This is a genomic window from Alteromonas sp. ABM1_013 (assembly GCF_056160505.1).
Genome location: NZ_JBSWXH010000007.1, coordinates 93,536 through 108,296, shown reverse-complemented (window position 1 = coordinate 108,296; position 14,761 = coordinate 93,536). Strand labels below are relative to the sequence as shown.

Here is a 14,761-nt window from a genome sequence, read left to right as displayed (position 1 = left end):
GCAATAAAAAGAGCCTCGTTCAAAGCGGCCGTACTACTTTGAGAAATAATAAGGAACTACTTTTATGAGAAACACATTTCCGGCATCGTTATCTGTGATAGCAATGGCAATATCAACGGTCGGCTTTACTGCCAATGCTCAAAATGTACCAGCCCCTGACGGGCGTGTTGAGGAAATTGAGAAAATCGTCGTACTAGGTGAAAAAGCCAATCGTACGCTAAAAAATTCAACATCATCCATATCTGTACTTACCGCAGATGAGATAAACAATACGCAATACAAGTCTGTATCTGATGCCCTGTCAGAAATCGCCAACGTAGTAACGCTTTCGGGAGCATTGCCCGACATTCGCGGTGTTTCGGGTAACGGTGGCGCTGGAGGCTTTAATTCAATTGCCGGTGGTGCGAAGGGGCGTGTATCGACCTTAATTGATGGTGTAGCACAACCTTTTGTTGCCGATTTAAGCGGCGATAGCGGTATGTGGGACTTACAGCAAATAGAGGTTTTCAGAGGTCCTCAATCTACAAGTAATGGGCGAAATAGTATTGCAGGCTCTGTCTTTATTAAGACTAATGATCCTTCATTCGATTGGGAAGGCGCAGCCCGAGTAGGCTATAGAAATAAAGACCAATATATTGATACTGCTGGTGTTATATCAGGCCCTATTATTGAAGAAGAACTAGCGTTTCGTTTAAGTGTGCAAACGCTTAACGCAGATACCATTACCAATGGTGAAGGTTTTGAAACTAACCCTCCAGACTACGACATAGATGAAATTGAAACCCGTCGCGTGCGCGCGAAGCTTAAGTGGGAGCCTAGCGACGACCTTTCATTTATGCTTACACACACCTACAACAACGAAGAAGGTGACACGGGGCGTATTTATTATGAGCTTGAAAATTTAGACGAACGAAATCGCGTATTTTTTAGAAATATTGAAACTGAAATATCTACCACCTCGCTCCTTACAGAATATGCAGTAAATGATAACTTCTCGTTCGACCTTATATTGGCTTATATGGATTATCAGTGGGGCTTTGACAGTTACGAAGCATCTGATGAAGACGAACAAACTCTAGTATTCGATGAAACCAATACCACGGTAGATGCAAAGCTAAACTTCGCGCTTAGTGGTGGTGAAACCACAGGTTTTATTGGTTTCTATTACTTCGAGCGTGAGCAAGATATTTTAAGTACGGGCGCATTTCCCTACTACGGTGACGACGATAGTGAATCAATCGCACTATATACCGAAGCCAACTTTACTTTATCGGATAAGCTCACGCTTACCGCGGGTGGGCGCCTAGAAAGAGAAAGCCAAGACAGGCACTTCGTTTATGACCCCATCGACGATGTGTACATAGAAGATACTAACATTTTCCTTCCTAAACTCGCGCTAACCTACGATGTAGATGAAAGCACTACATTGGGTATCAGTGCTCGTAAAGGGTATAACGCAGCGGGTGGTGCTCTAAACTTCACAGCTCAAGAGTACTATTACTACGATGAAGAAGAAGTCTACACCTACGAGTTGAGCTCGCGTACATCGTTAAGTAATAATACATTCATTAGTGCTAACCTTTTCTATAACGACTATTCAGGTTTTCAAGCATTAAGCTCGACCCGCTTCATAACGAATATGCCAGAGGTAACAACTTATGGCTTGGAAGCGGAGCTGCATACAAATCTCACTGACGACCTACAGCTTAATGCGGGTATTGGGTTACTTAACAGTGAAATTACCGATGCAGGTGAGGAATACCCTGATGTGGATGGTAATGAACTGAATTCAGCACCCTCTTTTAACGCAAATGTAGGGGCTAAATACTGGCTAAACGAGACATTCAATGTCGGCGGCTCGGTCCGTTACATTGGTGAATACTTTGGCGACTTTTCAAATACTGAGGAGCGCGTGGCAGGAGACTATACTTTGGTGCGCCTAACTGCTGGCTATGAAACTGACAACTGGTCTGTTACTGCATTTGTAGACAACCTTTTCGACGAAACCGCCATTGTGACGCAAGAGCCAGTCAGTGCTCGTAACCCAGGGGGCTACGCTGCCATTGCGGACCCGAGAAACGTTGGAGTTTCTGCTACTTATAAATTTTGATTTACTTTAAAGAGTAAACTCCTGCAAGCCACCACCGCCCGCGACGTATTGCGCGCGGTGGTTTAGGCTTTACCGCCTACTGCGCAGTGAAAAGCTAATCGATGACTTCAAGCTCCCTGTGTAGCATCGAAGGGTTATCTACGCTTAAATATAGGGTCGAAATACTTTCATTTAGTAAAGCCATACCAGAATAATATGTTTGGGGTTTATTGAAGGTAAGTTTGACGTTAGCAGCCCCCCTTCCAAAGTGAAAATCCTCTTTGGTTAAACTTCTACTCCACTCGCCAACTTCAATACCTTCTATATTTGCTTTTGGAATTACTACCATCCCCCACCACGAGTTATTCACTACAACCTTTTCCTGCCAAACAAAGCAGCTGTAATTTTTGCTTACCCGGTAGTTGGCGACGAACATGATCACTAGATAGAACACTAATGTGGCCACCACCATGGCAATCGTTTCACTAAATTGCGATAGCAATACATATGAGGCATAGGTTGTGACACTCAAAGCAATGAGTACGCCTAGCAGATGCCACCACTTGCCAGAGAGTAACTTAAGGTTCACTGCACTTTTCACATGTTTTTTACTGAAGCTAGGTATAGCGTAATACCAACTTGCCGGTTCATGGGCCAACATTAACGCAAGCTCTAGTTGCTTAGCCTCTTTGCTGCCTTTTTCCGGCACTTCTTCTTTTTCATATTTTTCGAGCATGTGTATACGTGGGTCGCCGCTAAGTTTACGTGCGCCCCAAAGCGCTTTCACGATAGTTACCAAAAGCACTACTTCAATAATCATTAGTACGGCAATGATGGGGGATTTAAGGTAGCTGATAAACGCAAAATAGTGCGCTAGCTGTTCCGGGTAGTTGTAGCGGGCTATTAAACTACTTAAAGAAAATATTAGCAGTAACTTCCAAAGAGCTTGTTCGCCAATACGAATAACCCAGAAGTAATACAACACTGGCAGCCCAAGGAAATAAACCAACGAAACAAGCGCCGTATTACGCCAGCTTGGCTCTGAAATGATGTTACTAAAGCTAAGCGAAATGTCTGGCAAGTTACTCGGTAAAAACCATGTGCCTACATAAAAACACGCCGCAGCAACGATTAAAAAAGCAATTCTGTATTTGACGGGTTTACGCATATTTCATCCCTGATGCGTTGAAGATAAGAAGCAGCTAAGAAGCTAAACAATTGATATACAATACGAAAAAGTGGGGCCAGAGTAAATTAATTTGATGGCGGGGTGGTCTGACTTTGGCGAAATGTACTCTGACCCCAAAACTTATGGGGGTCAGAGTACATTAATTTGGTGGCAGGGTTCGTACAGCTTTGGCGAGATGTACTCTGACCCCTTTACTTTTATACAGCTTTTACTTCGGTGGTTGTTTCAGGCTGTGAAACGTTAGTTTCTAATTGGGGTTCAACGCTACTAAGTTCATTTTGATTTTGGCTATCACGAACGTTCTTTTGAACCGTAATGGCAGCAAATAAGCTTAAGGTAAACGCCATGCCAAAAAAGCCTTTTTCGCTTAACAAGAGTTCGGCGTTCAGCAATCCAATAACTAACAGTACAATGGCTGAACCGGTGGCTACCGCTGAAGCTAAAAAGTATGCTTTGGTTGTAGGTACACCTTCCATTTTATCTCGTACCGTCTTTTGCAAGCTTACCACTGAAAATAGGCCAAAGAGCATAATAGTGAAGTAATAACCTTTTTCGTTAAGGGCCATAGGTGCATTGTACAAGCCTATGAAATAAGCACCTACGCCTACAATAAGTGCAGCTAGTGACGCGATTCGAAACGCTTTAGTGGGTTTAGTCATGTTTTGCATAGTAAAACTCCTAAATATTCTCTATTTGACCCGTATGGGTAAACGTAACGGCCTTGTTTGTTAAATCGTACTTTTGCATATAGCGAGCAAGGCTTCCGAAGGTGGTGGTTTCTACTTTGCGACCGTGGTCTGACAAAGTTACGCCATCGCTGAACATACTTGCTAAGCCAAGTTTCGCGCGGCTCATATTTACTTTTTGTGGCACAAAATGGGCCTTAGCATTTACCTTTAGCTGCGCAATATCAGTGGTTGAATAAATTGCAGCGTTTAAAACATCAAGGGTGTATTCCGTGCAGTTTTGACGTTCACTATTAAACGGGTTTGCCACTACCGAATATCGAGCATTGTGAAGCAGCTTAGCTTTGTCATCACGATATAGATTCACTAACGCTTGTTGCACCTCTACTGAAGGAATTATTATTCCTGCCTCTAGCGCATACGCGCCCCAGAAGAAATCTACTGGATAGTCGGTAATCAAATGACTTTTGCCCTGCTCTTCTGCGTCTTGATATAAGTTGTGTATTGCATAGCCTTTCGCCGTACTACCGTCACTTAGTTGAATACTTGAGTAAATAGCAACGGCGGTATGAGTAAAGCGAATACCTTTTGGCATATCCTCAATAGGTCTGCCACGTCTGGCAATAATAAATGCCCGAGCTCCTTGGCCTGCCGCATACTTTTCCACATTCTTTGAAAAAGTAGCGATCGCTTCTGGCGTAAAAGTAGGCTTACCGTGTTGCTGACTACCCGCGTATACATCATGAATACTAGACATCAACAATACAAAGGCGAACCCGATTGAAGTTAAGTAGACTTTCATGTTCAACCTACCGCTGAGTATTAGTTGTGGTTGTGATCACTTTAGTTTTGGTAGTAACCACTTGGTTTGGAGCGGGGTCGGCGGTGATAATAGTTTCGGTTATCACCAAAGGCTGGTTGTGCGCCACTGAAGATTGATGGCTAGCCTGATGAAGGTTGCGAGCACTCTCATTCACGGCGCTTTCTGCCACCGCGCTTCCGGCAACAACCACACTCCCGGTCAATACCACAGGCACTGCCACCACCGCACTTGCTACCGAAGCGGTTGTCGCTAAGCCTTCAGAGGCAGCTAACGCACTGTGCTTACTGGCTTTGCCGCTATGGTCAAAAGAATCATCTGCCATTACAGAATGGGTAAGAAGCGCACCACTTAATAGTGCAGTTAACATCAATGTTGAACGTGTATTTTTCATATCACTTGCTCCTATTGTGTTAAGACAAGATGTGTCTGAACACTTTCTACACTAGAACCAAGAATAAATTTCGTAAACCAAAATGATTAATGTAGTATTAAATTACACCACAAGTATAAAAAAGTAATACCATGAGCCAAATTAGCCTTGTGTACGACACCTTGAAACAATGCTTACGGGAACAGCGACTCACCTATAAGCAGCTTGCAGAAGCACTTGATGTTAGCGAAGCGAGTGTAAAGCGTAACTTTTCGTTGCAGGCGTTCAGCCTTGATAAGTTAGAGCAGATTTGTGAGCGCTTAAATCTGTCGTTAAGCGATTTATTTAGCCTTTCACAAAAACAGCAGGAGAAAATTTCGCAGCTGTCTGAACAACAAGAAATGGAACTGCTCGCTAACCCCAAGTTATTGCTTGCTGCGGTATGTGTTCGAGACGGCTGGTGCTTTTCAGAACTAATCAAACATTACGATATTGATGAAGTGGAAGGCATTAAGCTAATGACAACCCTTGATAGGCTTAAGCTTATCGAGCTGTTGCCGAACAACCATTATAAGCTGCTTATTGCCCAAGACTTTCGCTGGATCCCAGGCGGGCCGCTAGAAAAGTTTATGGAACAAGAAGTCATGGTGAAGTTCATGGATCCAAAAAAGAACGAACCTTGGATGTTCCGCTTTTATTTGCGCGGTCGCTATTCTCAAACCTCGGTTTCGATTATTCAGCGGCGCTTAGAGCAGCTTAGACAAGAAGCAGCAAAACTCAGCAGTGAAGACAACGCCCTGCCAATTGAAGAGCGCCAACATATAGGGCTTTTAATGGCAATGCGACCGTGGGAGCCTTCACTTTTTGAAAACATGAAGCGAAAATAACCCTGACAAAGCATATTTGGGGGTCAGAGTAAATTAAATAGAAAAGTACTCTGACCCCATTAGTTTACTGCGTAGAAATGTACTCTGACCCCATTATTGGGAGGCGCTTCTTGCCTGCATGGTAGCTGGAACTCTGTTGGAGAGCATCAGGTATACGATACTGGCGATAACTAGCCCCACGAACCATGCGTAGGCGTAAAGCGTATCAAAAATTGCTGGTACGCTGTCTACAAACCCAGCTGCGTGCGCAAAGCCAGGGATATTAGGCAAAATACCAATAACAAGTGCAGCTACGCCCGCCATGTTCCAACCATTGTTCGCGCCATATTCGCCACTGTGCTGAAACAGCGCATCAATGTTTAGCGTCGATTTTCTTAAAATGAAATAGTCGGCAATGAGGATACCTGCGATTGGGCCGAGCAGTGCAGAATAACCCGTAAGCCAGGTAAATAAATAACCACCCGCGGTTTCAAGCAACTTCCAAGGGAATATAGCAACGCCGATACCCGCGGTGATGTATCCGCCCATTCTAAAGCTAATTTTTGAAGGCGCCATGTTCGAAAACCCATACGCCGGAGCAACCATGTTAGCGGCTAAATTCGTAGTTAAAGTAGCAAGCGCTAATGCCGCGAGCGCAAAGACCACGCCCATGCCGCCCATTCTGCCCGCGAGTGCCACTGGATCCCAAATAGCTTCACCGTAAATGCTTACCGTTGCCGAGGTAACCGCTACCCCAATAAAGGCAAACAACGCCATGGGTAAGGGTAAGCCGATAGCCTGCCCTAGCATCTGATCTTTCTGTGATTTAGCAAAGCGAGTGAAATCAGGGATATTTAATGCCATGGTTGCCCAAAAGCCCACCATAGATGTAAGACCTGCGAAAAACGCAGACCAAAACTGTCCTTCTTTAGCGCCCCCTTCGACAAATTGAGATGGCGTAGATAACATAGCGCCAAATCCACCGGCATTGATGTATGCCCAAGCAAGAAGCGCTAAGCCCATTAAGATCAAAAATGGTGCAGCAAAAGTTTCAAGCCAGCGAATAGATTCAGTACCGTGCTTAATGAAAACCAAATGCATTGCCCAAAAAGCAAAGAAGCACAGGGTTTGGGTAATATCTATACCTAAAAATGGCAGCGCCTGCCCTACAAAAGCGTCGCCGCTTACGCTATTTAAAATAACGTAAATCGCACTGCCTCCCACCCATGTATTAATGCCAAACCACCCGCAGGCTACAAGGCCGCGAGCCAGAGCAGGGATCTTCGCGCCTTTGGTACCAAAAGCACTACGTAGCAATACAGGAAAAGGTAAACCGTATTTAGCCCCCGCGTGACCAATTAGCATCATTGGCACCAGCACAATAATGTTGCCCAACAGCACGGTTATCACTGCCTGATACCAGTTCATGCCTTCAGACACTAGCCCAGCAGATAGCAAATAAGTGGGCACACATACCACCATAGCCACCCATAACGCCGCATAGTCCTTCCACCTCCAGGTTCTTGTTGCCTCACTGGTGGGCGCCAAATCTGGGTTCCATAAATCGCCATCGTAATGGGAAGGTTTTGTCATGGGTTGATTGTTGGTGTTATCCACGATCTATTTCCTTGTTGTTTTAGTGCTGCACGCGCATGTCTTTTTATAAATAAAAAAACAGGGCCTTACGAAGCGTTACTGTTTACAAAATATCGAATATTTTGCTGATTCCTTGGGTGACATTTTTTGAAAAAATGCCGCATTCTTTTTAACTAGCGAAAACGCGCTATTTACGATAAGCCACCGATAAGTCGCTGATGAGAACAGAAGCAAAAATGCTGCCGTTTTGCGCTTACCGATAACGAAACACCTAGATACCGTTTTTTAGAATGTCGGTATCTAGGTTAGCTAAATATCTGGCGTTTTCGAGTAAGGGCGTTTTCGAGTAAGATTTAAGTTTTAAGCCAAGTGTCTAAAACGCCTTGCTTACCAAACTAGAAACTTCGTCTAATAGTCACGCCATATGTCCTAGGTTTTGCGTAGGAAATTTGGCTTGTGCCGTAAAATCCTGAAACGTCAAAGCCAATGAGCTCGTGATCAGAATCAAACAGATTATCTACGTAAGCGGCTAGGCTCCATTTGTCTTGACCATCAACCCAAGTTAAACGTGCATCGGCCATAGCATAGCTATCAATTTCATGAGCGGTAAAATTACGCGCATTGTGAAAAGTTTCAGATTGATAGTTTGCTGATAGCTGTGCCGCCATGTTTCCTTCGAACGCATCCCAATTATACCTGAGCATAGCAGACGCCTGGTATTCAGGGGTAAACGGCGGCGTTGTATCAGCAAAGTAACCTGACGCCACTTCTAAATCTTCAACCACTGCATCGGTATAAGAGAAGTTAACCATTACATCTAAGCTGTCTGTTGGCGTTAAAAATACTTCAAGCTCTACCCCACTAAACGACGCTTCTTCATTCGTTACCACTCCGGCATTATTTACCCATGAAAAAGACTGGTAATCGTTGTAGTCGTAGTAAAAGACATTAGCATTAAACACGCCGCTTCCCTGCATAAAACTGTGCTTTAAGCCAGCTTCGTAGGAGGTTAGCTCTTCAGGCTCATAAAAACTGAACCCTCCGAATAAGGGCGCATTAAAACTCCCTGCTTTAACGCCACGATTAATTCCCGCGTAGTACAAACTATTGCCAATACTATATTCCAACTGAAGCTTTGCAGACCATAAATTTTGGTCGTTGCTTTGCGAAAGCATTTCTAAAGAAGACGTGCTGGTGTCAATCTCAATAACTCGGTCGTCGGTGTTCTCGTTCTGATAAACATTACCCACAAAGTCTTTGTCTTCACGGGTATAGCGTAAGCCACCAACCAGAACAAGGTCGTCAGTCAAGCTATAGTCGACTTGCCCAAATACAGAGTATGACTCGGTTTCAAGGGCCACTAAGGTATTATTTTCTTCACCGCCTAAGAAAAAGGTGGTGGGTGAGCCCGCTAAGCCTTGACTGTAATCAGTGTCGATAGAAAGGTAATAAAGCCCTCCAACCCACTTTAAGTCGGCAGTTTCACCTGAAAAGCGAAACTCTTGGCTAAACTGTTCAATGGTGCTATTTGACTGGAAGATAAGTTCAGGAGACGCCGTTTGGTCAGAATCTAGACCAACGGTACGCTTGAATTCTTTATAGTCTGACATTGCAAAAAAATCGAAGCTTTCGAAGGCATAGTCTAGTGTTGCCGCTAAGCCTTTTGACTTGATTTTGTTTTGATCGTCAAAGGCGAAGTCTTTATTTACCTTATTGCCCGAACCGTCAGGGTCAAAGTTGCCGTTGAAGTCACCACCTTGCACTGGACGGAATGGGTCGCCATTGAAATTACCATCTACACAAACACCCGCTTGGATAGTGTCACAGCCTAGAGGATCGTCAGCAGCGAAAATGACATCTATCACATTGCCCGCGGCATCTTTCACTTCTGTGGTATTCACCACCTGATACGGGCCTTCACTTTTGGTGGTATCAGACCAGTTACCGCTTACAAGTAAGGTGCCCTCCTCGCCAATATCAAACATTAGCTGAGCACGAAACGCTTTAGTATCGTCGTTATAGCCGTCCTCTCCGCCGCCTACTGAACCCAAGCGCGTATCGGGTGCTGCACCGTCTTCGTAAATATTTTCAAGTATTTCACCTTGCTGATTGGTAAACCCAGAAAAGCGACCATAAATGCCGTCTGCTATTTCCCCGGATATTGCTCCTTCAAAACGATATTGTTCGAAACGGGCTGCGGTAAATTCCGCATAACCTTCGGTGTCGGCGGTAGGTTTTGCGGTAACGGTATTTACCAGCCCACCCGTAGCGTTTCGGCCAAATAATGTTCCCTGCGGACCTTTTAAAATTTCTATACGAGCTACGTCGAATAAGCCAAAGGTTTGGGCTTGGGTACTTGCTAAATATCCGCCGTCCACGTAGACCGCCACCGGCGCTTCCGCCAAGTCAGCGTAGTCGTTCTGTACCACACCTCGAATATTAAAAATAGCGCGCTGCCCACCAATATCCCCGGCTAACGACACGCCTGGGGTAAACGCAATAAGCTCGGTACTGCTTTCAAGACCAAGCGCCTCTAGCTGCTCCCCCGAAAAAGCGGTAATAGCGATACCCACATCGCTTATATTCTCGTTGCGCTTTTGCGCGGTAACTTCAATACTTTCCCAAACATTCTCTGCAGCAAAGGCCGCTGGCGTACTTAACGCCATCCCAACGGTTAACGCCAGCAGACGCTTGTGTGTGTTTAACGTATGCATGTTTTACTCTCGTTTATAGTTCTTTTTAACAAGCCTTGCGGCGGTGTTGTCCCGATATTTTTATAAGAGTAACTGTCGACGTGAACTGCTTATCGATTGCCACTGGGGTGCAAACCTAAAGCAGGACTGGAGAGTAACTGCCAAAGGTTTGCGGGTTTAAATTGTTATAATTAATGGCATAGCTTTTACTACCCACCGCCAGTGAACATTTGCCGTTTTTAGCTAAAGGCATTAATGCACCGGCAGCATGTAGTTTTTATTAACTTGTTAGTTAACTAGGAAATGAAAAGCTGACTCCTTCTCTAACACCACTTGAGGGCCAACGTTGGGTAATAGTTTTGCGTTTAGTATAAAAACGCACGCCGTCAGGTCCGTATGCATGAAGGTCGCCAAAGAGTGAGCGCTTCCAACCACCAAAGCTGTGATAAGAAACAGGTACAGGCAGCGGTACGTTTATGCCTACCATGCCCACCTGAATATTGTCGGAGAAATAACGGGCAGCTTCACCATCGCGGGTGAAAATGCAGGTGCCGTTGCCGTATTCATGCTCGTCAATAAGCTGCATGGCTTGCTCCATACTTTCAACGCGCATTACCTGTAATACCGGGCCAAAAATTTCAGCCTTATAACTTGTCATTTCAGCCGTGACTTTATCGATGAGCGTAGCACCTAAGAAAAAGCCAGTTTCATACCCCTCGACTGTTGGGCTTCGCCCGTCAACGACTACTTTAGCGCCTTGCTCAGCTGCACTTGTTATGAAGCCTTCTACTTTCTCTTTATGCTGCTGTGTAATAAGCGGGCCAAAATCATTAGATGCATCGTCAAATGCCCCCACTTTTAAGTCTTTCATCGCCAACTGCATTTTATCTACAATCTCATCGGCTATCTTGTCGCCCACGGCAACCACCACAGAGAGCGCCATACAGCGCTCGCCCGATGAACCAAAGGCTGCGCCTAACAGTTGATTAACCGCGTTATCAACGTCAGCGTCAGGCATAACAATGGCGTGATTTTTAGCCCCGCCTAGTGCTTGGCAACGCTTGCCGCTAGCATTGGCTTTTGAATAGATGTATTCGGCGATAGGCGTTGAGCCTACAAAACTTACTGCTTTGATGCGCTCGTCATCGAGTATTTGATCAACCGCTTCTTTATCACCATTGATTACATTGAAAACACCGTCGGGTAACCCAGCTTCTTTAAGTAGCTTTGCTAGGAAAATAGCGCAGCTTGGGTCTCGTTCTGATGGTTTTAAAACAAAGGTGTTACCGCATACAATGGCGAGCGGAAACATCCAAAGCGGCACCATAGCCGGAAAGTTAAATGGGGTAATCCCTGCCACCACACCAAGGGGCTGAAACTCGCTCCATGAATCTATACTTGGGCCCACATTTTTACTGTGTTCACCTTTAAGCAACTGCGGCGCGCCACAGGCAAATTCTACGTTCTCGATACCTCGCTGTAGTTCGCCTGCCGCGTCATGGCTTATTTTTCCGTGCTCGGTGCCAATTAGCGCGATAATTTCATCAGCATGCTCTTCAAGTAAGCTTTTGAACCTAAACATAACGCGAGCCCGCTTGCTTACCGGCGTGTTTCGCCATTGTGGAAAAGCTTGGTGCGCGTTAACAATGGCTTCGTTTACGGTAGCCTTCGATGCCAGTAAAACCAGCTTCTCTGCTTCGCCCGTTGCTGGGTTATACACATCTTGCATACGCCCTTTTGGGGTACAGGTTTCACCATTAATAAAGTGGCCTACTACTTTCATTGGGTATCTAATCCTTCAGTTATGCGTCTTTGCACGCGCTGTGATATCCGCGCTGGTAATATAAAAGTGCGTCGGCGTCTTGGTCTTGTTTAATGTCTACTACTTGGCAAAAAAGCACATCGTGTGTAGCAACACTTTTTACATCTATGATCACGCAATCAAAACTGACTGCGGCATCGAGTAGTTGAGGGCAGCCAGTTGCTGACTCGCCCCATTCGCCAATTTCGAAGCGTTCACTCATAGGCGCTTTACCACCGAAGGTGTTTGAAATTGACTGATGCTGCGAGGTTAGCGTGTTAATAACCAGATGCGTGCTGTTCTTAAATACCTTATGCACAGAAGCGCTGCGGTTTAAACACACCAGCAAAGTTGCTGGGCTGTCGCTTACGCTGCACACTGCCGTTGCTGTAAAGCCAGCGCGCCCTTCTGGGCCAGTCGTTGTAACGACGTTTACCGCTGCCGCTAAGCTAGACATGCCTTCACGGTATTGCTCAGGCGTAACCGGGGGAAGCACTTCTGTTACTGCGTTTTTTATTGCTGTAATAGTCATACAAATATCCTTTGTGTTGGCGTTACAATATTTGACAAGCTTGCTCGAAACTTAAGCGAGGCAAACGTTTGTGCACTTTCTTTCCATCGCCATAACCAATGTTAAGTAAGAAGTTCACCTTCCACGTGCTATCGGAAAAGAATGTGTCGTTAAGTAATTTGGGGTTAAAGCCAGACATGGCACCGGCATCAAGACCGAGTGCGCGCGCGGCGCTAATTAAATAAGCGCCCTGCATGGAACTGTTTCGCATCGCGGTTTCATAAGCGGCTTCAGGGCTTGAAGTAAACCAGCTTTTCGCATCCGCATAAGGAAATAACGTAGGTAGTTCTTCATAGAATTCTTCGTCGAAAGCTACGATAACCGTGCAAGGTGCGGTCATGGTTTGCTCTACGTTACCGCTTGAAAGACAAGGCTTGAGTTTTTCTCGCCCTTCATCTGAGGTTATAAAAACAAATCTCGCAGGACTGCAATTTGCTGATGTCGAGCCTACTTTCACCAAGTCATAAAGCTGCTTTAGTACCGCTTCATCTATCTTTTTATCGAGCCATGTAGTGTGCGTATGAGCACCGCTAAATAACTGAGCTAGACCACTTTCGCTAATGGGGGCCTTTATTTCATATTCAGCTTTTTCTGATACCGTCATTTCAAATTCTTTCCAGTTTTTAAAGATTCTTAAGTACTGTTTTAGCCGTCTAGGTATTGGGTTAGCCGATTAAGCTATGCGCGCTAAGTAATCCCATACCAATTTATTAAATTCCTCAGGCTCGGTAATGCTTGATGCATGACCGCCATATTCCATTACCGATAGCTCTGCGTTAGGCATGGCATCAGCTAGTATTTTCGAGCGCTGCCATGGAACCAAAGTGTCGTCTTTATTTGCCAGCGCTAATGTTGGTGTAGTGATATTTGCTAGCTTGTCATCGATATCGAACGCACTTAGCGCGCCGATACGAGCTAGCAAGTTATCTACATCCGGAAAATTGTTGAGTAAATGTGCCTCTTCATCGTCTAAATGCTGGGCATTAGCAGCTATCCAATCAGGTGGAAATAGCAGCAGTGCTTGCAGTTGTAGGTACATATCTTTTCTATCCGCAGCGAGTAAGGCTTTGCGTATGTCAAAGCAGCGCAGAGTGTGCGGATTGGGGCTACTCCATGCGTTCACTAGCACTAGGCTTTGCAGAAGGCTGGGCTGAGTTAAACCGAGTTCTAAGCCCACCAGCCCTCCAAGTGCATGCCCAACAAAATGGCATTGCTGTACTTCTAGTTTTTTCAGCAAAGCGGCCAGTTCATTGGCCATATCAGAAATACTGTAGTTCGCTGGTAAATCACCCACACTTTTGTTGGTTCCAAGCTGGTCGTAAGTTATCACTCGGTAGCCTGGGGTAAAGTCAGCCAGTTGAGGCTGCCAAAACTTAGCAGCCCCGCCTAGCCCTGAGCTGAAAACAACCGTTGGCGCGTCGGTCGACGTCAGACCATGTATTTCGTAATGTGTCTTGCCGTACATTTCGCTGCGTATTTCGCCCTGCATTTTGCCGCTCATGTGGGCGTAGCTTGCCTGCGTATCAGAAGGCATAAAGCTCACCTATATAAAACCAATGAGCACAATTAATGGGAAGTCCAAACATAACCGCTTACCCAATGTGTGCTGTAGAGGCAATTTCAATTAAGGCTTCAGGCTTTACCAGCCCAACTTTAATGCAGTAGCGAGCAGGCTTTTCGCCTGGGAAGTATTCGGCGTAAACCTTGTTTACCGCGGCATAGTCGTCCCAATCGGTAATAAAAATTGAGTTGAAGGTGACGTCATCCATAGTGCCACCCGCCTCTTCAATTACACTTTTTATGGTTTCTAACACATGGCGAGTCTGCGCTTCAGCATCACCTACATGCACCACATCATTGTTTTCATCAAACGGCAAAGTGCCTGACACATAGAGAATATTGTCAGCCATGGAGCCCGGAACAAAAGGGGCTATTGGCGTTGACGTACCCGCTGGAATAATGGCTTTCTTCGGCATGTTCTTATCCTTTTCATTGCGCTTTCTATGCATTGCTGCCTGGCGCCTATAAATGGTTTATTTCAAATCGTGTAAACTGATTTATCGCGTTGTTTTTGTCT

Annotated in this window: 13 protein-coding genes; 2 read left to right on the top strand and 11 right to left on the bottom strand. The window is 45.3% G+C overall.

Annotated elements, in window-relative coordinates; translation table 11 throughout:
• Nucleotides 1-64: 64 nt before the first annotated feature.
• Nucleotides 65-2,110, top strand: coding sequence for a TonB-dependent receptor (locus ACXAGK_RS19090; protein ID WP_474857437.1), 2,046 nt, complete (start codon nt 65-67; stop codon nt 2,108-2,110).
• A 94-nt stretch (nt 2,111-2,204) separates the two neighbouring features.
• Here ACXAGK_RS19090 and ACXAGK_RS19085 read toward each other — a convergent pair whose 3' ends face one another.
• The 4 genes from ACXAGK_RS19085 to ACXAGK_RS19070 all read right to left on the bottom strand — a co-directional run bounded on the left by ACXAGK_RS19085 (nt 2,205) and on the right by ACXAGK_RS19070 (nt 5,178).
• Nucleotides 2,205-3,257 (bottom strand): hypothetical protein, encoded by a 1,053-nt coding sequence (locus ACXAGK_RS19085; RefSeq protein WP_474857436.1) that lies wholly within the window; start codon nt 3,255-3,257, stop codon nt 2,205-2,207.
• Between the two features lie 218 nt (nt 3,258-3,475).
• Nucleotides 3,476-3,946 carry an inner membrane protein YiaA gene (gene yiaA, locus ACXAGK_RS19080; protein WP_474857435.1) on the bottom strand — a complete coding sequence of 157 codons (471 nt, stop codon included), beginning with the start codon at nt 3,944-3,946 and terminating at the stop codon, nt 3,476-3,478.
• A gap of 10 nt (nt 3,947-3,956) precedes the next feature.
• Entirely contained in the window at nt 3,957-4,766 is an 810-nt protein-coding gene (locus ACXAGK_RS19075; RefSeq protein WP_474857434.1) for a DUF2145 domain-containing protein, read from the bottom strand.
• A gap of 7 nt (nt 4,767-4,773) precedes the next feature.
• A complete protein-coding gene (locus ACXAGK_RS19070; RefSeq protein WP_474857433.1) occupies nt 4,774-5,178 on the bottom strand; it encodes a hypothetical protein in 405 nt (134 codons plus the stop codon).
• Between the two features lie 131 nt (nt 5,179-5,309).
• On the opposite strand from ACXAGK_RS19070, the gene ACXAGK_RS19065 reads away from it, so the two are divergent.
• Nucleotides 5,310-6,044 carry a helix-turn-helix domain-containing protein gene (locus ACXAGK_RS19065; RefSeq protein WP_474857432.1) on the top strand — a complete coding sequence of 245 codons (735 nt, stop codon included), beginning with the start codon at nt 5,310-5,312 and terminating at the stop codon, nt 6,042-6,044.
• 93 nt (nt 6,045-6,137) lie between these two features.
• Here ACXAGK_RS19065 and ACXAGK_RS19060 read toward each other — a convergent pair whose 3' ends face one another.
• The 7 genes from ACXAGK_RS19060 to rutC all read right to left on the bottom strand — a co-directional run bounded on the left by ACXAGK_RS19060 (nt 6,138) and on the right by rutC (nt 14,660).
• Nucleotides 6,138-7,640, bottom strand: a complete 1,503-nt coding sequence (locus ACXAGK_RS19060) for an NCS1 family nucleobase:cation symporter-1 (RefSeq protein WP_474857431.1) — start codon at nt 7,638-7,640, stop codon at nt 6,138-6,140.
• 374 nt (nt 7,641-8,014) lie between these two features.
• A complete protein-coding gene (locus ACXAGK_RS19055) occupies nt 8,015-10,333 on the bottom strand; it encodes a TonB-dependent receptor (protein ID WP_474804710.1) in 2,319 nt (772 codons plus the stop codon).
• A 271-nt stretch (nt 10,334-10,604) separates the two neighbouring features.
• Complete coding sequence (locus ACXAGK_RS19050) at nt 10,605-12,095, bottom strand: CoA-acylating methylmalonate-semialdehyde dehydrogenase (RefSeq protein ID WP_474804707.1); 1,491 nt, start codon at nt 12,093-12,095, stop codon at nt 10,605-10,607.
• 19 nt (nt 12,096-12,114) lie between these two features.
• The gene (locus ACXAGK_RS19045; protein WP_474804704.1) at nt 12,115-12,645 is read right to left on the bottom strand and encodes a flavin reductase; all 531 of its coding nucleotides are present in this window, start codon (nt 12,643-12,645) and stop codon (nt 12,115-12,117) included.
• 22 nt (nt 12,646-12,667) lie between these two features.
• A complete protein-coding gene (locus ACXAGK_RS19040) occupies nt 12,668-13,288 on the bottom strand; it encodes a malonic semialdehyde reductase (RefSeq protein ID WP_474804701.1) in 621 nt (206 codons plus the stop codon).
• Between the two features lie 69 nt (nt 13,289-13,357).
• On the bottom strand, nt 13,358-14,218 hold the full coding sequence (gene rutD / locus ACXAGK_RS19035; protein ID WP_474804699.1) for a pyrimidine utilization protein D: 861 nt from the start codon (nt 14,216-14,218) through the stop codon (nt 13,358-13,360).
• 58 nt (nt 14,219-14,276) lie between these two features.
• Complete coding sequence (rutC, locus tag ACXAGK_RS19030; protein ID WP_159120466.1) at nt 14,277-14,660, bottom strand: pyrimidine utilization protein C; 384 nt, start codon at nt 14,658-14,660, stop codon at nt 14,277-14,279.
• Between the last annotated feature and the right edge of the window lie 101 nt (nt 14,661-14,761).

Excerpts from the sequence above, each read along its gene's own strand:
- ACXAGK_RS19090 (WP_474857437.1), top strand. The coding sequence starts at position 65 with ATGAGAAACACATTTCCGGCATCGTTATCTGTGATAGCAATGGCAATA.
- ACXAGK_RS19085 (WP_474857436.1), bottom strand. The coding sequence starts at position 3,257 with ATGCGTAAACCCGTCAAATACAGAATTGCTTTTTTAATCGTTGCTGCG.
- yiaA (WP_474857435.1), bottom strand. The coding sequence starts at position 3,946 with ATGCAAAACATGACTAAACCCACTAAAGCGTTTCGAATCGCGTCACTA.
- ACXAGK_RS19075 (WP_474857434.1), bottom strand. The coding sequence starts at position 4,766 with ATGAAAGTCTACTTAACTTCAATCGGGTTCGCCTTTGTATTGTTGATG.
- ACXAGK_RS19070 (WP_474857433.1), bottom strand. The coding sequence starts at position 5,178 with ATGAAAAATACACGTTCAACATTGATGTTAACTGCACTATTAAGTGGT.
- ACXAGK_RS19065 (WP_474857432.1), top strand. The coding sequence starts at position 5,310 with ATGAGCCAAATTAGCCTTGTGTACGACACCTTGAAACAATGCTTACGG.
- ACXAGK_RS19055 (WP_474804710.1), bottom strand. The coding sequence starts at position 10,333 with ATGCATACGTTAAACACACACAAGCGTCTGCTGGCGTTAACCGTTGGG.
- ACXAGK_RS19050 (WP_474804707.1), bottom strand. The coding sequence starts at position 12,095 with ATGAAAGTAGTAGGCCACTTTATTAATGGTGAAACCTGTACCCCAAAA.
- ACXAGK_RS19045 (WP_474804704.1), bottom strand. The coding sequence starts at position 12,645 with ATGACTATTACAGCAATAAAAAACGCAGTAACAGAAGTGCTTCCCCCG.
- ACXAGK_RS19040 (WP_474804701.1), bottom strand. The coding sequence starts at position 13,288 with ATGACGGTATCAGAAAAAGCTGAATATGAAATAAAGGCCCCCATTAGC.
- rutD (WP_474804699.1), bottom strand. The coding sequence starts at position 14,218 with ATGCCTTCTGATACGCAGGCAAGCTACGCCCACATGAGCGGCAAAATG.
- rutC (WP_159120466.1), bottom strand. The coding sequence starts at position 14,660 with ATGCCGAAGAAAGCCATTATTCCAGCGGGTACGTCAACGCCAATAGCC.